Annotated in this window: 21 protein-coding genes and 1 pseudogene; 13 read left to right on the top strand and 9 right to left on the bottom strand. The window is 70.2% G+C overall.

Annotated features, from left to right (window positions below; genetic code table 11):
* Window positions 1-87 precede the first annotated feature (87 nt).
* On the top strand, window positions 88-750 hold the full coding sequence (locus tag AB0C28_RS19400; RefSeq protein WP_358076118.1) for a DUF4097 family beta strand repeat-containing protein: 663 nt from the start codon (window positions 88-90) through the stop codon (window positions 748-750).
* A gap of 208 nt (window positions 751-958) precedes the next feature.
* Here the strand turns inward: AB0C28_RS19400 and AB0C28_RS19395 are convergent, their stop codons facing one another.
* Complete coding sequence (locus tag AB0C28_RS19395) at window positions 959-1780, bottom strand: hypothetical protein (protein WP_358076115.1); 822 nt, start codon at window positions 1778-1780, stop codon at window positions 959-961.
* Between the two features lie 190 nt (window positions 1781-1970).
* Here AB0C28_RS19395 and AB0C28_RS19390 point away from each other — a divergent pair, with 190 nt between their 5' ends.
* Window positions 1971-2159, top strand: coding sequence for a hypothetical protein (locus AB0C28_RS19390; RefSeq protein ID WP_357847304.1), 189 nt, complete (start codon window positions 1971-1973; stop codon window positions 2157-2159).
* Between the two features lie 105 nt (window positions 2160-2264).
* On the opposite strand, the gene AB0C28_RS19385 is transcribed toward AB0C28_RS19390, so the two are convergent.
* Both AB0C28_RS19385 and AB0C28_RS19380 read right to left on the bottom strand, forming a co-directional pair.
* Window positions 2265-5573, bottom strand: coding sequence for a hypothetical protein (locus AB0C28_RS19385; RefSeq protein ID WP_358076112.1), 3309 nt, complete (start codon window positions 5571-5573; stop codon window positions 2265-2267).
* Between the two features lie 91 nt (window positions 5574-5664).
* Window positions 5665-6084: a VOC family protein gene (locus AB0C28_RS19380; RefSeq protein WP_358076110.1), complete on the bottom strand. Its 420-nt coding sequence runs from the start codon at window positions 6082-6084 to the stop codon at window positions 5665-5667.
* Window positions 6085-6162: 78 nt separating this feature from the next.
* Between AB0C28_RS19380 and AB0C28_RS19375 the strand changes: the two genes are divergently transcribed.
* Window positions 6163-6969, top strand: coding sequence for an NAD(P)H-binding protein (locus AB0C28_RS19375; protein WP_358076107.1), 807 nt, complete (start codon window positions 6163-6165; stop codon window positions 6967-6969).
* A gap of 18 nt (window positions 6970-6987) precedes the next feature.
* Here AB0C28_RS19375 and AB0C28_RS19370 read toward each other — a convergent pair whose 3' ends face one another.
* Together AB0C28_RS19370 and AB0C28_RS19365 are read right to left on the bottom strand one after the other, a co-directional pair.
* Complete coding sequence (locus AB0C28_RS19370) at window positions 6988-7146, bottom strand: hypothetical protein (protein ID WP_357847316.1); 159 nt, start codon at window positions 7144-7146, stop codon at window positions 6988-6990.
* Window positions 7147-7288: 142 nt separating this feature from the next.
* Window positions 7289-7657, bottom strand: a complete 369-nt coding sequence (locus AB0C28_RS19365; RefSeq protein WP_357847319.1) for a hypothetical protein — start codon at window positions 7655-7657, stop codon at window positions 7289-7291.
* A 124-nt stretch (window positions 7658-7781) separates the two neighbouring features.
* Here AB0C28_RS19365 and AB0C28_RS19360 point away from each other — a divergent pair, with 124 nt between their 5' ends.
* The 6 genes from AB0C28_RS19360 (at window position 7782) to AB0C28_RS19335 (ending at window position 12701) form a co-directional block, all read left to right on the top strand.
* Window positions 7782-9206, top strand: coding sequence for a serine hydrolase domain-containing protein (locus AB0C28_RS19360; protein ID WP_358076104.1), 1425 nt, complete (start codon window positions 7782-7784; stop codon window positions 9204-9206).
* A gap of 90 nt (window positions 9207-9296) precedes the next feature.
* Window positions 9297-10019: a MerR family transcriptional regulator gene (locus AB0C28_RS19355; protein WP_357847325.1), complete on the top strand. Its 723-nt coding sequence runs from the start codon at window positions 9297-9299 to the stop codon at window positions 10017-10019.
* Window positions 10020-10145: 126 nt separating this feature from the next.
* The gene (locus tag AB0C28_RS19350; protein ID WP_358076101.1) at window positions 10146-10802 is read left to right on the top strand and encodes a hypothetical protein; all 657 of its coding nucleotides are present in this window, start codon (window positions 10146-10148) and stop codon (window positions 10800-10802) included.
* 82 nt (window positions 10803-10884) lie between these two features.
* The gene (locus AB0C28_RS19345; protein WP_358076099.1) at window positions 10885-11679 is read left to right on the top strand and encodes a DUF4240 domain-containing protein; all 795 of its coding nucleotides are present in this window, start codon (window positions 10885-10887) and stop codon (window positions 11677-11679) included.
* A gap of 57 nt (window positions 11680-11736) precedes the next feature.
* Window positions 11737-12084, top strand: a complete 348-nt coding sequence (locus AB0C28_RS19340) for a hypothetical protein (protein ID WP_358076096.1) — start codon at window positions 11737-11739, stop codon at window positions 12082-12084.
* A gap of 140 nt (window positions 12085-12224) precedes the next feature.
* On the top strand, window positions 12225-12701 hold the full coding sequence (locus AB0C28_RS19335) for a hypothetical protein (RefSeq protein WP_358076094.1): 477 nt from the start codon (window positions 12225-12227) through the stop codon (window positions 12699-12701).
* A gap of 28 nt (window positions 12702-12729) precedes the next feature.
* On the opposite strand, the gene AB0C28_RS19330 is transcribed toward AB0C28_RS19335, so the two are convergent.
* On the bottom strand, window positions 12730-13311 hold the full coding sequence (locus AB0C28_RS19330) for a DUF4240 domain-containing protein (protein WP_357847345.1): 582 nt from the start codon (window positions 13309-13311) through the stop codon (window positions 12730-12732).
* A 1763-nt stretch (window positions 13312-15074) separates the two neighbouring features.
* Here AB0C28_RS19330 and AB0C28_RS19325 point away from each other — a divergent pair.
* From AB0C28_RS19325 to AB0C28_RS19315, 3 genes and pseudogenes are all read left to right on the top strand, one after another.
* Window positions 15075-15281: pseudogene (locus AB0C28_RS19325) on the top strand (tetratricopeptide repeat protein); the annotation flags it as partial.
* Between the two features lie 111 nt (window positions 15282-15392).
* Entirely contained in the window at window positions 15393-15632 is a 240-nt protein-coding gene (locus tag AB0C28_RS19320) for a tetratricopeptide repeat protein (RefSeq protein ID WP_358076091.1), read from the top strand.
* 115 nt (window positions 15633-15747) lie between these two features.
* Window positions 15748-16407, top strand: coding sequence for a hypothetical protein (locus AB0C28_RS19315; RefSeq protein ID WP_358076088.1), 660 nt, complete (start codon window positions 15748-15750; stop codon window positions 16405-16407).
* Window positions 16408-16840: 433 nt separating this feature from the next.
* Here the strand turns inward: AB0C28_RS19315 and AB0C28_RS19310 are convergent, their stop codons facing one another.
* Window positions 16841-18004: an acyl-CoA dehydrogenase family protein gene (locus AB0C28_RS19310; protein ID WP_358076085.1), complete on the bottom strand. Its 1164-nt coding sequence runs from the start codon at window positions 18002-18004 to the stop codon at window positions 16841-16843.
* A 132-nt stretch (window positions 18005-18136) separates the two neighbouring features.
* Here AB0C28_RS19310 and AB0C28_RS19305 point away from each other — a divergent pair, with 132 nt between their 5' ends.
* Entirely contained in the window at window positions 18137-19450 is a 1314-nt protein-coding gene (locus AB0C28_RS19305; RefSeq protein WP_357847359.1) for a UDP-glucose/GDP-mannose dehydrogenase family protein, read from the top strand.
* Window positions 19451-19470: 20 nt separating this feature from the next.
* On the opposite strand, the gene AB0C28_RS19300 is transcribed toward AB0C28_RS19305, so the two are convergent.
* Together AB0C28_RS19300 and purE are read right to left on the bottom strand one after the other, a co-directional pair.
* Window positions 19471-20358, bottom strand: coding sequence for a GNAT family N-acetyltransferase (locus AB0C28_RS19300; protein ID WP_357847362.1), 888 nt, complete (start codon window positions 20356-20358; stop codon window positions 19471-19473).
* Window positions 20359-20486: 128 nt separating this feature from the next.
* A complete protein-coding gene (purE, locus tag AB0C28_RS19295) occupies window positions 20487-20963 on the bottom strand; it encodes a 5-(carboxyamino)imidazole ribonucleotide mutase (RefSeq protein WP_357847878.1) in 477 nt (158 codons plus the stop codon).
* Window positions 20964-21039 lie beyond the last annotated feature (76 nt).

The raw sequence follows: 21039 nt of genomic DNA, 5'->3' as shown, positions 1-21039 counted from the left end.
CGCTCGGCCACGATCGTGACCATGAGGCAGATCGCGGCATTTGCGGCATGCGCGGCGTTACTCGTCGCGACGACCGGCGCTTGTGGCGTGGAACTAGAAGCGGACGAGGTCCACGCCACCCGGTCGTTCCCGTTCACCGGAACCGACCTGAAGATCAACGCTTCCCTCGGCGGGGTGCGCGTGCTCCCTGGCACGAGCGGCACCGTACAGGTGGAGCGCTGGCTGCGCGGCAAGGCGGCCACGGACGGCCCCGCCTGGTCCCTGCGCGACGGCGACCTGCGCCTCAGCACGGACTGCAACCTGGTCTTCGGCGACTGCGGCGCCCGCTACCACGTCAAGGTCCCGCCCGGCGTGAAGCTGTCGGTCGATGCCGGGGACGGCGTCATCCTCAACGACCTCACCCAGGACGTGGACGCGGTCAGCGGGGACCGCATCCAGGTGACGGGCGCCTCCGGCCGGCTGCGGCTGCGCAGCGAGGGCCCGATCACGGCCGAGGGCCTCAAGTCAGCACATGTACGGGTACGTACCTTCGACGGAGCCATCGACGTGGCGTTCACCGCCCGGCCCACCACGCTCGACCTGCAGTCCACGGACGGGAGGGTGACGGCGAGAGTGCCCTCGGGGGCCTACGCGGTCACGGCGGCCAGCAAGGAGGGCAGCGAACGTTCCGAGGTCGAGCACGACGGCAAGAGCGACAGCACGATCGTGGCGCGCAGCACGTCGGCCGACGTCCGGATCCTGCGGAACTGACCCGGCGGCTCTCAGGCCGCGATCCGGGGGACGAGGCGCGGGGACGGCTCTCGTGCGGGGTGCGGCGCCCGGCGGCGACAGCGGCGCGCATCGCACCCGTACGCTCTCCGGCCCGCTACCACCGGAGCTCCGTACACATCCTCCGGCCCGTTACCGCCGGAGATACGTCATATGGCGTGACACTGCAGGAGGTACGCCATACGGCGTGCTATTGCCAGATGGCGGCGTACTTGCCGTTCTCGGCGTTGACCTGCACGGGGTGAAGACCCTTGGCCTTCAAGTCGTCGACGCGCTTCTGGTAGCCGGCGGCGTTCATGTCCACGTAGTGGGCCCAGGACTTCACCCCGTCCTTGCGCCACACCGCGCTGTAGGTACCGTCGGGCGCCACGGAGACCTTGACCGGCCGGAAGCCCTTCTGCCTCTTGGCGTAGTACTCGGCCTGGTGCTGCTGCCTGCTCTTGCCGTACGTGTAGTACCAGGCGCCGGAGCTCGCGCTCCAGACGCCGACGTAGCGGATGTCACCGGGGGTGCCGTACGCGTCCACCGAGCTCAGCGCGAGCCCCTTGGCGGCGGCCTGCTTGTTGGCGGCGCCGAACTGGGCGGGCGTGAGCCCGGACTTGGCCACGAACGCGCCGCTCTTGCGCTCGAAGACGGCGGTGAACACGGGCGAGTCGGCCGGGCCGGTGGCGGAGACGGAGGTCGGCTGCGCGCCCTCCTTCACGGCGGCGTCGAACCGCTTCTGGAACCCGCTGGCCGACATGCCCTGCCAGATGCCCCAGTCGTTGGACGCGCCGCCCTTGATCCAGACGGCGGCGTACCGCTCCCCGTCCGAAACGTTCACCGTGATCGGCCGATAGCCCTGGTTCTTGAGCCGGGTCACCCGGCTCACGCTCTGACTGGCGCTGAGCCCGTGGTAGGCGGCCCAGGCCGGCCCGCTCTCGGCGACGGCGGCCGGCGCCGCCGTCCCTGCGGTCGCCGCCGCTCCGGCGAGCACGGAGGTGATGATCGCGATCTTTCTAGAGGTCCTCATGACCCTCCCATGACGAATTCTTGACTCGGTCAGTGATGAGGACCGACCCTAACAGCCCTCGCCAACACCTCGCAGGCCCGCCTCACGCCGCCCAAACCGCACCAGACTGTGCAAAACAGGGCTCGGCCTGGACATCCGCCGCATCAGGACCCACGATGGGGGCCAGTCGAGCGTTCCTCATGGAGGACCCATGAAGGCTCACCAGAGCGGCCCCGTCCGCCGCGTGGCCGCGTCCGCCGCCGTCATCCTGGCCACCTTCGTCCTGACCTCCGCACCGGCCGCCCAGGCCGAGCAGGTGGGCGGCGGCACGGAGACGGACTCGACGGTGGTGCGGACGCCGCAGTTCGACGAGTGCGACTACGCCCACACCGACCTCTGACCGGGCCCTCACACGCCGACCCGAGCCGTCAGCGGGCCTGAGCCGTGACATGAGCCGTTATACGGCGCTCAGGCATGGGCGCTGTATGGGGCTCAGGCGCGGTGCTCACTCGTCGGCCGTCGTGACGCGCAGGGCCTGGTGAGCGGCCTCCGGGTGGTCGGACGCGCGTACTCGCCGCACCAGCTCTCGCCAGGGCGCCGCCCAGCCCGATCGGGGACCGCAGGACGCGGCCAGCGCCATGGCCAGCAGTGCGCCCTTCTCCCCCTGCCCAGCCAGCCACTCCGCCTGCGGCAGCACCTGCTCCAAGGGCACGTCGCCGGTCGACTCGGCCAGGTAGTGGCCGTTCTCGACCGCGGACAGCACGCCAGGGACCGTCGCCACCAGCCGTTCCAGCGCCGGTCGCGGGTCGTCCCAGTCGACGGTGCCGGCCAGGAGTTCGGCGGCGAGGTCGGGCGGGAGGTCGTCGGGCAGCCCGGTCACGATCGGCTCCCTCTGGGCCCGGTGCCACCAGCGCAGCTCCGCGACAAGGTCCCCCAGCCGCCGGGCGGCCGGGCGGTCGCGGTCGGCTCCCGCGTCGGGTTCGGCGGGCGCGGCGGCGAGCGCGCGTACGGTCCGCCGCAGCACCTCCGGCTGGTAGCCCGAGCACGCGCCCGTGACCAGCCCGCCTACGGCGGCCTGCCAGCTCGCCGTGTCGTCGAGATCGCGGGCGATCCCGGCCAGCCGCTCCATGGCCTCGGGCGCGTACGCGACCCAGCGGGGCAGCGCCGCGACGGCGGGCAGCCGTACCGTCCGCTCCTCCGCCAGCGTGGCGGCGATGACCAGCTCCCCGAACGCCGCCCGCCACCGCCCCGGCACGTCCAACGGCCGCGCATCCAGCACAGGAGCCACCAGATCCGCCACCGCGCCACCCGCCACGCTCCGTGCCATGGCGACCGCCTCCCTGAGGAGGTCCCAGGCGCCCGGTTCGTCGAGCAGGCCGAGGGCCGCCGAGACGATCGCCACCCGCACGTCCTTGTGCTGCCCCTCGGCCTCCCACAGGCTGCGCAGCCGCGCCATCGCGCCGGGCGCGTGGTGCCGGGCCAGCAGCCGGACCGCCTCCTTGCGCGCGGTGACCTTGCCCTCGGCCAGGACCGGCTCCAACGCCGCCGGCAGCTCGGCCGGGCGGACGAACCGGGCCGCCCGGGCCGCCGCGGACACGGCCACGTGGGCGTCGTCCGAGCCCGCGTACTCCAGCAGCTCGGCCAGCACCTCCTGCGGGCGCGCCGTCCAGGGCAGCGCCGCCAGCCTCGCCTGCCGCAACAGCGGCTCCGCCTCCAGGTTGCGCAGCCGCCCGGCCTCCATCGCCGGGATCGCGCCCATCATCCGCACCGCCTGGGCCCGCTCGTGCAGCGGCAGCGACGTGTTCCACACGACGCGTTCCAGCAGCTCCGTGTACGCCTCGCGCTGCCGCGCCGTCCACCGCCGGACGTACTGCCGCGCCACGTACCGGACCCGCCGCACCCCGCTCTGGGCGAAGCGCCCCTGGCGGGCCCGCCGGCTCAGGACATGCCTCAGCAGGTCCGTACGCCGCGCCGTCAGCTCGTCGAACACGGAGCCCAGCGCCACCACGGACGGATCGGCTGCCAGCAGCCGCTCCACCCGCTCCCCCCTGGTGCGCGGCGGCTCCAGCCAGAGGTCGACGGCCCTGATCGCGTCGGACTCACTGGTGGCCGTCAGCGCGCGTTCCAGCGCCCGCTGCAGCTCGGGCAGGTCGTGGCCGCGCCGGCCGAGCGCCGAGGCGAGCAGGAAGGCCAGCTGGTGCCGGTCGTGACGGGCCTCCGCCTCCAGGTAGGGGGCGAGCCGGCGTACCAGCTCGCTCTCCTGGCCCCGCCGCAGCACCCGCGACAGCCGGTGCACGGAGACGATGCCCACGGAGCCGGCCAGCCGTTCGAATACCCGCAGCCCGTACTCCAGCATGGCGGCCTCATCCTGCCGCGCGCCCTCCTCGAAGATCGCGGCCGCCAGGCGGGAGAGGTTGCTCCGCGTCTGGTAGGAGCAGTCGCGGGCGTTGACCGCGTCCTCGACGAACCGGTCCAGCACGGGCACGTGCCCGGCCGTCCACAACCGCGGCGGAACACCGGTCAGCGCCTCGACGGCGGCCTGGCGTACCGGGTCCTGCTCGTTGCGCAGCCGCCGGAGCGCGTCCAGCATCCGGGTGACGACCTCGGGATCGCGGGCGCGCCCCGCGCAGGCGATCAGGTTCCGGTAGCCATCGGCGCGGTCGAGCGCGTCGGAGCGGCGGGTGGCGGCCCGCAGCACGGACTCGGCCTCGTCGTACGGGAGGAAGGCGGTGATCTGCCGGGTCTGCCGCGGATCGTCGGCGACGGAACGCAGCCCCAGCATGCGGCGCGCCTCCGCGACCCGGCGGCGCAGCGGCAGGACGTCCAGCAGGTACGGGGAGTAGATCGCCTGGGACTGGTCGACCCCCGCCATCACCTCGGTGAACAGCGCGTCCCTGCGCGCGGGCGCCACCGAGCGCAGCAGGTTGATCAGCGACGGCTCCTCGTCGCGCAGCGCCCGCCCCAGCTCGGCCAGCCGGGCGTCGGGAAGCAGGGCCAGCCGCCGGCGGACGGACTTGCGCTGCAGCAGCCGGGTGAGCTGGTGGCGGTGGCCGGGGGCCAGGTAGAGGGCCAGCGTACGCACCGGGTCGGCGTCCAGCAGCCGGCCCGCGCAGTGCCAGATCCGGTTGGTCGGGTAGCGCTCCAGCAGCGCGATCACCCGCTCGGGGGCGTGCGTGGCGGCCACCTCGATGCCCGAGGCCGTCGCCGTCCACCAGGTCTCGCGCAGGGGGCGCGGCAGCTCGGCCAGCGTCGACTCGGCGTGGTCGAGCACCGTGTGGGGATGCCGCCTGGCCAGGGCGCCCCAGTTGGGCACCGCGTACGCCAGGTCGCCGAGCCGGGCCGCGACCGCCTCGGCGGAACAGGCGGCCAGCAGCCCCGCGGCCTCGCGGTCGCCCCAGCGCCCGCGTGCCTCGTCGACCAGGCGCTCGACCAGATCGCTCCTGCGCTCACGCCGGACGGCCCGGTACACGACCGCGCGATGGGCGGCGGGGGCGTCGCGGACGATCTCCATGACGGCGTCATCGGGGATGCCCAGCCTGATGGCGTGGCCGATCGCGTACTGGGATATGTCAGGATCCGGGTCAGCGGTGGCGCGGACGAGGTGCGGAAGGTGCCCGGCCATGACGGCCAGCCGCGCCGCGAGCAGCCGCTCGTACGGGCTCCGTTCCGACAGGGCCGTGAGCAGGGCCTGGAGCTCGTCCGGCCGGCCAGCCAGCTCCCTGCCACGTTCGGCCAGGCGGCGGGACCGCTGTCCGTGGGACAGGGGTTCCACCTCGTTGAGCAGTTCGTCCGGGGAGAGGAATTCAGGCTGCATAATCGCCTCATTATGGCGCTCGGCCGTCAAGCAAGCGCGTGCTTTTCCGCCCCTGGCCCGGCGCTCTTCGTCGTGGCCGCCCACGCTCACCTCACGTCGTCGTGACCGCTCCGGCGACCAGCTCCACCTCGAAGCCGTCCGCGTTCTCCAGGTAGGCGGCATAGTGCGCCTCGCCACCGGCGTACGGGTGGCGGTCGGGGAACATCAACGTCCAGCCGTACGCGGTCGCCCGCTCCGCCAGCTCGTCCACCCGCGCGCGGTCGCCGGCGTGGAAGGCCAGGTGGTTCAGCCCAGGGCGGAGGCGGTCGTGCCGCCCGGCGCTGAGCGCGGGCGACTGCTCGAACACCAGGTACGTCGCCCCGAGCCGCCAGCTCCGGCCGTCCTCCCACTCCTGGTACGGCTCATAACCGAGCTCCTCCAGCAGCCACCGCCAGGCGGTGACGGCCCGCCGCAGGTCGGGCACCCAGATCTCGACATGGTGCAGCGCACCGACAGCGGATTCTTCGGCCATGCCCCTGATTGTCCTCCCGGGCTTGACCTCAAGTTCGGTTGAGTTCCTAGCGTCGCAGGAGACGAAAGGAACAGGACGATGACGACATTGGTGACCGGCGCGACGGGGAACACGGGCGGGCACGTGGTGGCGGAGCTGGTCCGCCGGGGAGAGCACGTACGAGCCCTGACCCGCGACCCGGCCAAGGCGCGCTTCCCCGACGAGGTGGAGGTGGTCGAAGGCACGCACACCGCGCCGCAGGAGCTGGGCCCCGCCCTCGACGGCGTCAGCCGGTTGCACGTCACGGTGACGGCGGGACTCGCCGAGGCCGCGCCCGAGCTGGTACGGCGGGCGGTCGACGCCGGCGTGCGCCGGATCACCGTGGTGTGGGGCGGTTACGTGGGCCCCGCCGAGCAGGCCGTGGCCGAGTCGGGGGTGGAGTGGACCCGCCTCGAACCGCAGGAGTTCATGTCCAACGCCCTGACCTGGGCCCCCTCGATCCGCGCCGAAGGGGTCGTCCGCGAGCCGTACGACCACCCCGGCGCGCTCGTCCACGAGGCCGACATCGGCGCGGTGGCGGCCGTCGCGCTGCTCGACGACGGCCACGCGGGCCGCGCCTACAACCTCACCGGCCCCGAGGCGCTGAGCACGAGCGAACGGGTCGCGATCCTGGGCCGGGCGATCGGCCGCGACCTCGCCTTCGTCCCCATCACGCCCGAGCGGGCGGTGAACCGGCTGGTGGCCACCGGCGTGTCGCGGGCGGACGCCGAGTATGTGATCGGCTGGCACGCCGCCGCGAGCATGGAGTCCAAGACCGTCGTCGACACCGTCGAGCGGGTGACCGGTCGGCCGGCGCGCACGTTCACCCAGTGGGCCACCGAGCACGCCGGCCGCTTCACCTCGTAACGACGAACCCGGCGAGCGTCAGTCCGACCAGGTGAAACCGTTGGTGGAGACCGGGGCTCCGCCGGACGTCGCGGTGTCGGCGGAGGCGGGGCTCGCCAGTGCCCCGCCGGCCACGACGCCGGCCGCCACGACCGCCGCGGCGACGAGGACCTTCGCTGCCCAGCTCTTCGCGGCCACGGGATACCTCCGAATGAAAAGTCCCAGGCGATCCTGATTTCACCTGGGCGCAATGAATTAATGATACCGAGGCCAATAAAAGCCAACAAGAGCCTTAATTTCGGGTATATCGCCATATTTGGCGAAATCGCCCGAGGGCTGGTCAGGAGCAGGTGAAGCCCTGCGGCGCGTCCCGGCAGAAATCGCGGAAACCGGTCAGCCATTCGGTCGTCGCCGAGTAGTTGCGGTCGAGCTCCTCGCGGTGGAACTCGAAGGTGTCGGGTTCCGTGGTGACCGTCCCGTCGAGCAGCACCCGCCCCTCACCGGGCACGCCCGGCAGGTAACCGTCGAGGAAGACGGCGATCTGACGGGCTTCCGCGCCGCTCAGCTCCACCCGGCCGTTGTAGCCGAGCGCCATCAGCGTCTCCTCGTCCAGCACGCGGCCCCGCTCCAGCAACTCCAGGGTCGGCCGCCAGTTCCAGGCGTTGACGCGCAACGACCTGCCATCGGGCGTTTCGAGCGTCCAGGACACGCAGCCCACCGTACCGGGTGCCCGGCGCCGGCATGGGGACGGCGGCGCATGGGGACGGCGGCGGCATCCGTTCCCGAACGAGCCCTTGACCTTGCCCCAGGGGCAAGCCTGAACGATGCTCCACATGAACACCAACGCGCTCCACACCGTCGAGACCCACTTCCGCGAGCAGATCGCCGCCGCCTGCGAGTCCGGCGAGGTGCCCGGCTTCGTCGCGGGCGTCCACCACGCCGGCGAGCAGATCATCGTCGCCCACGGCACCGCCAACCTCGCCACCGGCGCGCCCATGCTGGAGGACACCGGCTTCCTCTTCGGCTCGGTCACCAAGGTCTTGACCACCACACTCGTCATGCAGCAGGTCGAACGCGGGCAAATCGACCTGGACTCGCCGGTGGTCGCCTACCTTCCCGAGTTCGCCCTGGCCGTGCCGGGCGCGGCGGACAAGATCCTGGTCCGGCACCTGCTCTCGCACACCAACGGCATCGACGCGGACCTGTACTTCCCCGACGCCAAGGGCCGCGACGCGCTGAAAACGTACATGAACGGGCTGGCGAGCGGGTGCGGCACCCTGTTCGAGCCGGGCGAGCGGCTCAGCTACTCCAACGGCGGCATGATCGTCGCGGGCCGCCTGCTGGAGGTGGTGACCGGCCTGCCGTTCGCCGACCTGCTCGCACGGGACGTCTACGCGCCCGTCGGCATGAAGGACTCCAGTACGTCGGCCGAGCAGGCCATCCTGCGCAGCACGGCCGTCGGCCACTTCCCCGACCCCGAGACCGGGCTGCTTCGGCCGACGAACATGTTCACCCTGCCCGAGACCTGGGGACCGGCCGGCGGCACCCCGATCGGCACCGTCGCCGACCTGCTCGCCTTCGGCCGCACCCACCTCGCGGGCGGCATCGCCCCATCGGGCACGCGCGTCCTGTCGGCCGAGTCGGTCGCGCTGATGTGGCAGGTCTCGTACGACATGGACAGCCCGAACGTGCCGCCGATGGGGCTGGGCTGGGTCCTGTACCCCTTCGGCGACACGACGGTGCTCGCCATGTCCGGCGCGTCGCCCGGCGGCGTGTCCCTCCTGTGCGTCGTGCCCGAGCACGACCTCGTCTTCACCGCCTTCGGCAACACCCCGGGAGCGCTCATGGTCCAGGACCAGCTCCTGTGCCGGCTGCTGACCGACCACCTCGGCGTCCCGCTGCCCAGGCTGATCACCGGCGTGCGCGAGGACGTCGATCTGACTCCGTACGCGGGCACGTACCGCTCCGACCAGCTCCGCATCGACGTCAGCATCGTGGACGGCCAGCTGGAGGAGCGGACGACGTACGAACCGGCGGACGAGTCGCAGGAGCGGATCTTCACCGAGTTCGCCGGCGGCACGACCTCCGCACCGCCGCAGCGTTACGTACCGATCCGGCCGGGTCTGTTCGCGCCCGCCGGATATCCGATGGAAGTCTTCGACGGCTACCTGAGGCTGCTGCTGGTCTCCTTCCACGACATCCGCGACGGCCGGGCGCGCTACCGCAACGCCGGCGGTCGCCTCACCCGCCGCACCTGACCCCCGAACCGCCAGGCCGGCCCGACCCGCCTGACCGCCTCCTTGGCCGCTCAACCCACCCATAGACCGCTTGATGGAAGGATTCCCGGCATGTTCACGATCGGCCAGTTGGCGAACTACGCCGGGGTGACCACCAAGGCCATCCGCCACTATCACGAGCGCGGCCTGCTCCCCGAGCCCGGCCGCGACTCCTCCGGCTACCGCCGCTACACCGCCAAGCACGCCATCGACCTCGTCAAGATCAGAACCCTGGCCCGTGCGGGCGTGCCACTGGCCCGGATCAAGGACCTCCTCGACGCGGACCCGGACATCCTCACCGCGGCCGTCACCGAGATCGACCTGAACCTCCAGGACCGCATCGCGCAACTGGAGCACCTTCGCGACCAGCTCGCCCAACTCCAGGGCGGCGACCGGCTCTACGTCTCCACCGAGGTCGCCGACCACCTCGACGCCCTGCGCGACATCGGCGTCAGCGAGCGCCAGATCCAGCTGGAACGCGACGGCTGGATCCTCATGCGGACGGCCTCACCCGAGGACGCCGCCGTGTGGATCGCCGAGAAGCACGAGCTCATCGCCGATCCCGAGTTCCGTGCCCTCTACCTCGAACACGACGCCGCCTACGACTGGTCGCCGGACGACCCCCGGCTCCCGGGGCTCGCGGACCGTACCCGCGACTGGTTCGCCCGCCACCACAGCCGCTCCGAGACCCGCCCCGTACAGAACCCGGCCGTCGCCCGCCTGGCCCAGCAATCCCAGCCCGAAGCCTCGTCCCCGGCCTGGACCCGCCTGGCCCAGCTCATGGGCAAGGAGTAGGCAACCGACCACCACGTCCCAGACCGCTTCGCTATGACAGCACCTCACCCGCTCTCCGACCTGAACACCCGAACCCTCCCCCCTCGTACCGCGAGTTGACCTCATCCCCGGTACGAGAGGACCACCATGCGACGACCACGGTTACGCCGGGCCGGCCTGCGGATCTGCTTGGGACTCACCCTCGCCGGCCTCCTCACCACGACCGCACCCCCGCCCACGTCGGCGGCCGGCGCGAACGTCAGCACCACCGCCGTCGCGCACGCGACCCCTTACCTCGGGATCGCCTCCGCCGAGGACCGGCGCCAGGGCGCCCTCGTCTTCGCCGTCCCCCTGCTGGCGATCGGCGGGGCGGAGCTGATGACCGCGCTGATCTTCAGCGTCGGCACGGTGGTGACCGTCACGACCACGCAACAGGCGATCAACTACTGCAAGCGGCACGGCTGCAGCGTCAACCTGACCAAGGCCAGAACCGCCGTCCAACGTCCCGACATCAATTCCAACAAGGCCAGGAACGATCGCAATCTCTACATCGGATACGAGATCTTCTACGGCCGCAAGACCTACAAGTACGGGATCAGCCTCGCCTCCCGGGGCGTGGTGCGACCGCAGGAACAGCTGAGGGCGTGCAATTTCCACTTCGGCATCCTGGGCGGCTGCACGTACAAGATCCTCACGCGTAAAGTGGGCTATCTCAAGGCACGCTGGTGGGAGCACGGCAGGATCACCGCGTATTTCATCATGCACGGCCACTGCCCTCCCGGACAGCTGAAAAGCTGTAAATAGCAGGGCCCTCGCCGACAAGAACGTGAGACGCCGAGACCGGCGTCTCACGTTCTCCTCCGCACCCGCAGGGAAGGCTTCGCCGATGACCGAAGAGACCTTCTGGGATCTGATCGACGAACTCGACGGGGTGATCGACGACGACAGCGTCGACGTCCTCGGCGAGCAACTGTCCTCACTCTCACCGGAAGACGTGGAGTCCTTCTGCGCCCACCTCGCCGCCAAAGTAAGCGCACTCACCGAACTACCGCTGGCCGACTCCGCCATCCCCGACATCACCGACGCCGGGCACCCGCCCCTGCCCCTGTCGGGAGACGCCCACGAAAACCTCCTCTACGCGATCGTCGCCGCCGGCCGGGCCCGCTACGACACCGTCATCACCGATCCCTCCACGGTCGAAGAATCGGAATGGGACGCCGGCGAAGCCGAACTCCTCATCGACCTGGCGGCCACGACCCTGTGGGAGTCCGCCGGCCTCGACTGGTACGACGAACTCGACCCCCTGAGAGCGCCTTCACCCCCCGACGAAGGCTGGTGGGAGACTTTCCGGGGATCGGCCGGGAAATCCATCCCGGCGGCCTACCTCACCGCCGCCCACGAACTCGACCGGAAACTCAACCACTCCGCGGAATGGCTCGCGTGGTGGCGGCAGACCTCACTCCGCAAGATCAAGGTCGGCATCACCGTCAACGCCGACAAGAACCACCACCGGATCGAACGCGGCAGGAACATCGCCAGAGCACAATTCACGATGGACCGATCACACCTCACCGACCGCACTCCGGACACCCTGCGCAACCTCGTGTCCGAAGAAACCACCCACCTCACCACCGCCATAGCCACCGAACTCCGAATGACCCCTCCCCCCACGCTCCAGTAAACACGCCCACCATCACTACACTTCTCCAATTGATCTTCCCAAGGAGAAGGCGGCAGCATGACCCAGGATCAGCAACCCGCGTTACCCACGCCATCCCCGAAAACGGCGGCACTCCTGCGCTCCGGCGCGGTTCTGGCGGCGTCCGGGCCGGTGATCCTGACCGCCTTCGGAATCGGTCGGCAAACAGTCGGCTGGTTCTGCGCTCCGCCGCCATATCACGCAGGGGAGAACTCGTACCCGCTGGAAGATCTGTACGCGTTCGAGGGCCTGTACTCGCTGGCGGGCCCCTACAGATGGAGTTCGTACGCGCCGGACGACCTGCCAGGGGAACTCCTCTTCTGGGTCGTGCTCCTGCTGCCGATCATCGTGGCCGGCCCCATGCCCTCACGCCGCCTTGGCTCCTGATCACCTGCTACCCGCTGTCCGCCGGAGCCCTGCTCCTGACCGCCCGATCGCCCCGGCCCCACAGGAGGTACGGGCTGATCCTCTGGGCCGTCGCCGCCATCGCGGCGGCGTGGCCGGCGCTGTTCGACCGCCTTCCGCCCATGTACACCATGTTCATCGGCGGCACTGCCTACATCACCGAGACGTCCGTCTGGGACGGCCTCGCGTCGTGGTTCGGCGACGCCGACAGGATCGGCCTGCCCCTCGTCCTCGTCGCCCTCGCCGCGATCACCACGGCCACGGCTCCCCCACGCTGGAGACGCACAGCCGGCTCGACGTCCGCGGCAGCCCTGCTCCTGTTCGTCCTCGTCGAAATCGCGTCATGCGTCAGCCTCGGCACAGACGTCTTCGAACTGCTTCTCACCGATTCAGCGTCCTGGCGCCTGCTTCTCACGGCCGCACTGGTCGCATCGGCCGCCTGGTACCCGCCGCCACGCTTCTCCTGGACCGGCACCGCCCGCCTGGCCAGAAACCTGATGCGCCGCCCGCAGGCCCGCACGAGGTACGTCATCGTCACCCTGTTGATCGCAGCCGGCGCCCTCTGGCTGATCGCCTCCTCCTTCACCCCGACCCGCTAGAAGAACGACCGGGCAAGGCGCGGCGGCGTCAGCCTTGATCCAGGTAGCGCGCTATCCGCGGCAACCTGCGAGCCACTTCCCGCTTATCGTCGAAATCCCAATCCTCCCCCTCGGGACCGCCACCGATAGCCGGAACCAGCGGAAACCTGCTCTCAACAGCCCCGACGAGCCCATCGGCGGCTTCTCCGGTCGCCTTCTCATAGGCGTAATACGCCACGTACCCCAGCGATTCGAATCCGGGGCGAGGTGACTCCCCCGTGCCGTCGTACGACTCCTCCAGCTCCACCATCCGCAGAACCTGAGGCGCCTCGACCAGCCGATCAGGGCAGTCGGTCACCATCTCGAACGTCTCCCGTCCCAAGCTGACGAGCCAGCGCACGAAGTACTCGAAGCCGTCCAGCGAACCCAGTTGGAAGACGAACCAGTACGCCGCGTAGAGATCCACGGTGCAACCGCGGTTCATCGTGCTCGTCCACAGGCCGTGATAATCGACGATCTCATCGACGGGCCGCCGAGCGAGCTCGTCCACCAGCCACGCGACCCGCACTTTCCTCGTGCTGCTCTCACGCCCGGAACGCTCGATCAAATCCCAGAACTCATCGATGGTCATGCCGCGTCATGCTCGCACCTCCGGATCACCGTGTGAAGATCACCCAGCACGGGAAAACCGGCCGCGACAAGCCGATCACCGCATGTCAAACTCGTCGGGTACGGCGTTCCGGCTCATCACCGAAACCGTTCGCGCGCAGGAAGGGCGGAGATGCCGCATTGGCTCAAGGTCACGATCGCGGCGGTGGTCCCGTCCACGGCGGGGGTTCTGGCCTGGTGGATCTGTGTGGCGCGTGGGCTCGCGCTGGACACCACGAGCATCGTCGTGGGGCTGGTCGTCCTCCTTCCAGGAACCCCGCTCGCCATCTGGGCCGGGCAGGCGAAGCCGAACACCGGCCCGGAACCCGCCCCGGAGGCCGACCGACGCTCCGCGCCCGCGGTGATCGGCGAGGTTCCCCGCGAGCCGAAGGCTTTCCAGCCGCGTCCGGACCTGAGTAAGCGCATCGACAAGGTGTTCTCCGGGCATCATGCGGCGGCGGTGTGCGCGCTGGCCGGCGGACGCGGGGTCGGCAAGACGCACCTGGCCGCCACCTACGCCCGCGTCTGCATCGACCAGGGTGTTCCCGTGGCGTGGCTGCACGCGGAAACCGCCGGGCAACTGCACGGATCCGTGGATCGGATGGCCGCCGAACTCCGGATCCGCGGCGAGGGCGACGATGCGGCGACCGTGACGCGCAAGGTCAGAGCCTGGCTCCAGGAACGCCGCGAACCGTACCTCGTCGTGATCGACAACGCGACGGACCCCGACCTGCTCGCGTCGCTGCTCCCGTCCCACGGCCGAGCACGCGTACTGATCACCACCAATGATCAATCTTTCGAGCGGCTCGCCACGCTGATCACGGTGGAGCAGTTCTCGGAGGAGGAGGCGGTCAGCTACCTCAGCATGCGGGTGGGCGGCGACGAGGGCGACGGGTTCCGGCCGCTCGCCCAGGAACTGGATCGCCTGCCGCTCGCCCTCTCCATCGCCGCCGCCGCGCTGCTCGGCCCTCCCCGCCTGTCCTGTGCGTCCTATCTCGTACGGCTGCGCACCACCCCGGTCGAGGTGCTCCTGACGCGGCCTCGTGGCGAGCCCTACCCCCGAGGAGTCGCGCAGGCGATCATGCAGTCGGTCGGGGAGATCGACCCGGCGTCCGCGCACCTGCTCGGCGAACTGTCGGCGCTGTCGACCTCAGGCATCGGCCTGGACCTGCTCGGCGCGGAGGCACAAACGGCATTGAGCCGGCTGGCCGGTCGATCGCTGGTGACCTTCAGCCGCGACGACACCACCGCGTTCGTCCACCGCCTGGTCCGCCGTGCCGTACGCGAACAGGCCATGCGTGACCGCACTCTGGCGCAGTTGATCGAGACGGCCGCCCAGCGGATGCGCGCGGCCGTCGAGGAGATCCCCGACAAGGACACCTGGCGGAAATCGCCCACGATCATGGCGGTGGCCGGCCACGCGACGGCCCTGTGGGAGGCCATGGAGCAGTTCGGCGACGATGACTCCGCGCATGCCCAGCCGGCTGCCGAGATCGTGCTCCGCGTCTGGGAGGTGGCGGCCAATCACCTCATCTATCTCAATGACGACATCCGAGCCTTTCCGATCGCGCAGAGTCTCGTCGCAGGGCGCGAGAAGTTCCTGCCTGCCGACCATCCGGACACGCTCACCGCCCTCTTCACGCTGGCGCGGTCCTACCCGGCGGATCAGGCCTCGCAGGCACGCGAACTCTTCCAGCACGTCGCGTCCGAACGTGCCCGGGTCCTGGGCGATGATCACCGGATACGCTGCTGGCCCGCTCCTGGCACGCGTTCAGCCACACCACGGCCGGCCGGCCCGCCGAGGCGCTGGCGCTCCTGGACCAGGTCGTCACCGACCAGACCCGCCTGCTCGACCCCGGCCACCCGACCCTCTTGCAGGCCCGCTTCTCCCAGGCATATGTGTGTGTCGACGCCGGACAGCCGGACCGGGCGGCCGACCTGTTCGAGCGACTGGCGGCCGATCACGAACGGCTCTTCGGCGTCGACAGTCCTGACGCTCTCGTCATACGTGGACGGGTCGCCTGGGCACACGCGGCAGCAGGCCGCGCCGTCGAGGCCGCCCGCTTGTACGAAGTGGTCACGACCGCCCAGGAACGGGTGATCGGCGCCGACCATCCCGACACGCTGATCACACTGCACGGCCTGGCCGCCGCGTACGAGGCTGCGGGACGGGCCGACGACGCCCTCGCCGGATACGAACGAGTAGCCGCCCGGTTCGAGGCCGTGATGGGCCCTGAACAGACCCTGACCAAGACGGCCAAAGCCGACCTGGAACGTGTCCGCCGCAGCCTCCACCACCCTTGACCGAGCAGCTGGTCACATCAGCGACCTCGACGCTCCCACCAACCTGATCATCACCGGCACGGCCGACGACCTGCGGACTCGATGGACTACCGGCGACCGAGCAGAATGGTGTCACATGGGGCAGGACGAGGTTTCCACATGGGACGGCGTCACACTGCGGTCGACTTACAGCGACAAGGCGATCGAGGGACGCGACAAGCTGGCGGACGCGGCGCGTGACGGTGATTGGTCCACGGTCCTGGATCTCCTCGAAAGACACCGTGGCTGGATCAACAGCGGCAGAGTCGGCGGCAGTAGCTGGTACGCCCCGCTTCACCAGGTCGCCTGGCACGGCGCCGACGCCGACATCGCTCACCGGCTGGTCGCGTACGGCGCCTGGCGCACGCTGCGCACGGCTCAAGGAGAGCGGGCGCTCGACATCGCCGATCGCAGGGGACACCATCATCTCCTGGTACCGCTGACGCCGGTCGTCCACCACCCACTGCCGGCAGAGACCCTGAGATCGATCCAACGCCACTTCCACCTGCTGATTCACGACCGTGCCGACGATCTGATCACCGATCATCAGTTGCGCCTTCCCGAGCTGGAGCCGCTCACCGAGCAACAGAACCCGGCCTGCTGGTTCGCCGTTCCCGGCATGTACGGCGGTTTCAGTTATCGGCTGAGCGGGGCCGAACTGACCGTGGAAAGCTGGAGCCGCATCGCCGGAGGATCAGGCCAGCGACACGTCATAGACGAACACGGCGCACGGCTTGTCGCCGAGGGTTTCGTCTGACCGACAAAATCCAGACACGGCCTCACCGGCCCCGGTCACAGCGGCTCACCAGTCACAACCGGGTGATCGCCGTCGCCCGGCCGATCTCCTTCAAGAGGTCCTATGGGACAGCCGGTGCGGCCCGCGTCGATGACCAGCCGAATGCCCCTCTGGATCCCGCCCTCCTCCTACGCCTACGAGCGGATATGGGTGCGTGACACGGGCTGGATGGGGTCGAAGGACCTGTTCAGGTCATCGGCTGACGCGGCGGGGTTTGAGCTGGGGTTTGGGGGCCGCGCCCCGATGGACACAGCCTGAGCCCCGTGCGCGCAGCGCCCCCAGGGAAGACCTTGCTTTTGGGTTGGGGCTTGGGGGGCCGTGCCCCCCAAAGGTGCAGTCTGAGCTTCTGTGCGCGAAGCGCCGCTTTTGCGATGACCGTGCTTTCCCCCTGGGCCTATTTGAGGAGCTGGCGGGCCATGACCACGCGCTGGATCTGGTTGGTGCCCTCGTAGATCTGGGTGATCTTGGCGTCGCGCATCATGCGTTCCACCGGGAAGTCCTTCGTGTAGCCGTACCCGCCGAGCAGTTGCACCGCGTCCGTGGTGATCTCCATGGCCGCGTCCGAGGCGGCGCACTTCGCCGCGCTCGACAGGAAGGTCAGGTCCTTCTGGGGCTCCCCGTGCATCGCGCGTTCCGACTTGGCGGCGGCGTGGTACGTGAGCTGGCGGGCCGCTTCGAGCTTCATGGACATGTCGGCGATCATGAACTGGAGGCCCTGGAAGTCGGCCACCGGGCGGCCGAACTGCTTGCGTTCCTTGATGTAGCCGATCGCGAAGTCGAGGGCTCCCTGGGCGATGCCGAGGGCCTGGGCGGCGATGGTGATGCGGGTGTGGTCGAGGGTGGCGAGGGCGGTCTTGAAGCCGCTGCCGGGGGCGCCGATCATGCGGGAGGCCGGGATGCGGACGTCGTCGAGGATGACCTGGCGGGTGGGTGAGCCCTTGATGCCGAGCTTCTTCTCCTTGGGGCCGAAGGAGACGCCTTCGTCGGACTTCTCCACCACGAACGCGGAGATGCCGCGCGCGCCGGCCTCCGGGTCCGTCACCGCCATCAGGGTGTAGTACTCGGAGACGCCCGCGTTCGTGATCCACATCTTCACGCCGTTGAGGACGTAGTGGTCGCCGTCGGCCACCGCTCTCGTCTTCATGGCGGCGGCGTCCGAGCCGGCCTCCGGCTCCGACAGCGCGTACGAGAACATCGCCTCCCCGCGCGCTACCGGCGCGAGGTAGCGGGACTTGAGCTCCTCCGACGCCGAGAGCAGGAGGGGGACCGTGCCGAGTTTGTTCACGGCGGGGATGAGGGAGGACGACGCGCAGGCGCGGGCCACCTCCTCGATGACGATGACCGTGGCCAGCGCGTCCGCCCCGGCGCCCCCGTACTGCTCAGGGACGTGTACGGCGTGCATGTCCGCCGCCACGAGCGCCTTGTAGACGTCCCAGGAGAACTCCTCGGTCTCGTCGATCTCGGCGGCGTGCGGCGCGATCTTCTCGTCGGCCAGGGCCCGTACGGTCTCCCTGAGCATGTCGTGCTCTTCGGCGGGCGCATAGAGAGGGAAGCTCATGCTGCAAATACTAGGACGTCCGAGCATCTTGTTACCAGCGGGTACGGTTTGCGGGGAATTGCAGGTGGCACGTAGCAGATAGCGAGGGCCGGTAGCCGGTAGCATGCCTGCGCGATCGAAAGGAGCCTCCTCGTGCCATATCGCCTCACGGTGATCGGGACCGGATACCTGGGCATCACGCATGCGGCGTGCATGGCTGATCTCGGATTCGACGTCCTGGGCCTCGATATCGACGCCGACAAGATCCGCCGGCTGAACGCGGGCGAGCTTCCCATTCACGAACCGGGCCTCGAAACCGTCCTTCGCCGTGGCCTCGAATCGGGCCGGCTCCGCTTCACCACCTCCTACGAGGAGGTCGCCGCCTTCGGCGACGTGCACTTCGTCTGCGTGGGCACACCGCAGAAACGCGGCGAGTATGCCGCAGACGTCACATACATGGACAACGCCATCGAGTCCCTCGCCCCGTTCCTCGATCGCGAGTGCCTGGTGGTCGGCAAGTCCACCGTTCCCGTGGGCACGGCCGAGCGGATGGCCGACAAGCTGACCCGGCTCGCCCCGGCGGGCGGGCACGCCGAGCTGGCCTGGAACCCCGAGTTCCTGCGCGAGGGCTTCGCCGTCCAGGACACGCTCCACCCCGACCGCATCGTCCTCGGCGTACGCAGCGAGCGGGCCGAGAAGATGTTGCGCGAGATCTACGAGCCGCTGGGCGAGGTGCCGGTCGTGGTGACCGACTTCGCCACGGCCGAGCTGGTCAAGACGGCCGCCAACGCGTTCCTGGCCACCAAGATCTCCTTCATCAACGCCATGGCCGAGGTCTGCGAGGCCGCGCACGCCGACGTCGAGCTGCTGTCCGAGGCGCTCTCGTACGACGACCGCATCGGTGGCCGCTACCTCAACGCCGGCCTCGGCTTCGGCGGCGGCTGCCTGCCCAAGGACATCAGGGCCTTCATGGCCCGCGCCGGCGAGCTGGGCGCGGACCAGGCGCTGACGTTCCTGCGCGAGGTGGACGCCATCAACATGCGGCGCCGGGCCCGCATGGTCGACCTGGCCAGAGAGCTGGCCGGCGGCTCCTTCCACGGGTGCACGGTGGGCGTGCTGGGCGCGGCGTTCAAGCCGAACTCCGACGACATCCGCGACTCTCCCGCCCTCGACGTCGCCGTGACGATCGGGCATCAGGGCGGACAGGTCACCGTGTACGACCCGATCGCCCTCGACAACGCTCGCAAGGCGCATCCCGAGCTCAACTACGGCGAATCTGCCGTGGAGGCGGTGCGCGGGGCGCATGTGGTGCTGCTGCTGACGGAGTGGCAGGAGTTCGTGCAGCTCGATCCGGTGGAGCTGGGGGCCGTGGTCGCGACCCGGCGCATCGTGGACGGGCGCAACGCGCTCAACTCCGATTTGTGGCGGTCGGCGGGCTGGCACTATCGCGCCCTCGGCCGTCCCTGACCCCCATCCGGCTTCCGTGGCTACGCCAGGTGCCGGATCCACTGGGTGAAGAGGGGACGATAGCCGCGACGGGCCCAGAACGGCGTCGAGAGCGGGTTCGGCAGCGCGTGGTGCAGCACCATGGACGTCACGCCCTCGGCCGCCGCGTGATCATGGGCCGCGTCGGTGAGCGCCACGCCCACGCCCTGGCCGCGGGCCGCCGGTTCGACGTACATGGTGCCCAGGTACGCCACGGGCGCGGCGTTCACGGACGACGAGATCCAGCGGGTCCTGGTGGGCGGCTGGACGATGACACAGCCCGCCGCCTGGCCGCATACCTCGGCGAGCCAGCACCACTCCAGCGGCAGCACCTCCTTGGCCACCGACTCCCGCAGCCGCTCCGTGGTGGACGCGCGCGCCGTGACCCAGCCGAACTGGGCGTCGTAGTCGACCAGCCGCCGGTACATGCCGGTCACGACGTCCAGGTCGTCCTGGTTCGCCCGGCGTACGGTGACGCCGGGGACGGGAGCGGCAGGCGTGTGCGGCAGGATGCGGCGGGCCGCCGCGGCGGCGACGGGCATGAAGCCGCGCAGGGCCAGCGCCTTGACGGGAGCGGTGTCGCGGCTCGGCCATGACACGCTCAGCGCCTGCCCGGGGCCCGCGGGGCGGCGGCGGGCGAGCCAGCGGTCGAGCACGGCTCCGAGCGCGGCCTCGGGGTCGGGGCCCGCGACGCGGGCCTGGAGGCGGTGGACGACCAGAGGGGACCAGGTGGCCTGCATGCTGTCGGGGTCGAGCCGGTCCGTCGAGGCGAGCCCGACGGCGTCGCGCACTTCGAACCATTCGCCCTTGCCGTGGAGCTCGTCCTGGCCGGCGACGAGCGGGTCCACGGCGCGTACGCGAGCCGCATGGCCCTTGATCAGGTCGTCCATCCCGGCACCCTAACCGCCTCGGAGCCCATGAATAAAGGGGGTTCAGCGCCGAGTGCCACGTCCCGGTAGTGCCGGGCTCAGCGCCCGGCGACCCGTCCCGGTGGTGCCGGGCTCAGCGCCCGGCGGGCTCAGAGGCCGGCGGCCTCCGCGCGCAGCTTCTCGCCCTTCGCGTACGCCTGCTCCTTCAACCGCCCCTGGAACTCCTCCATTCGCGCCCGCAGCCCCTCGTCGGAGGCCGCCAGGATGCGTACGGCGAGCAGCCCGGCGTTACGAGCCCCGCCGACCGCCACGGTGGCGACCGGCACCCCGGCCGGCATCTGGACGATCGACAGCAAAGAGTCCATACCGTCCAGGTATTTCAGCGGCACCGGCACCCCGATGACCGGCAGCGGCGTGACCGAGGCCAGCATGCCGGGCAGGTGGGCGGCCCCGCCCGCGCCCGCAATGATGACCTTGACGCCCCGGGACGCGGCCTGCCGGCCGTAGTCGATCATCTCGACGGGCATGCGGTGGGCGGACACCACGTCGGCCTCGAACGGCACCCCGAACTCGGCCACCGCCTCGGCCGCCGCCTTCATCACCGGCCAGTCGGAGTCGCTGCCCATGACGATGCCGATCACGATGCCTCCTTCGCCGGCCCCGCGACCCTCGCGGCACCGTGTCCTGCTGCCGACCCGGTGA

Source organism: Nonomuraea sp. NPDC048892, from assembly GCF_040649735.1.
GTDB classification, from domain to species: domain Bacteria; phylum Actinomycetota; class Actinomycetes; order Streptosporangiales; family Streptosporangiaceae; genus Nonomuraea; species Nonomuraea maheshkhaliensis.
Note: the sequence above shows the minus strand (reverse complement) of the source record. Positions and strands in the feature narration are given on the sequence as shown.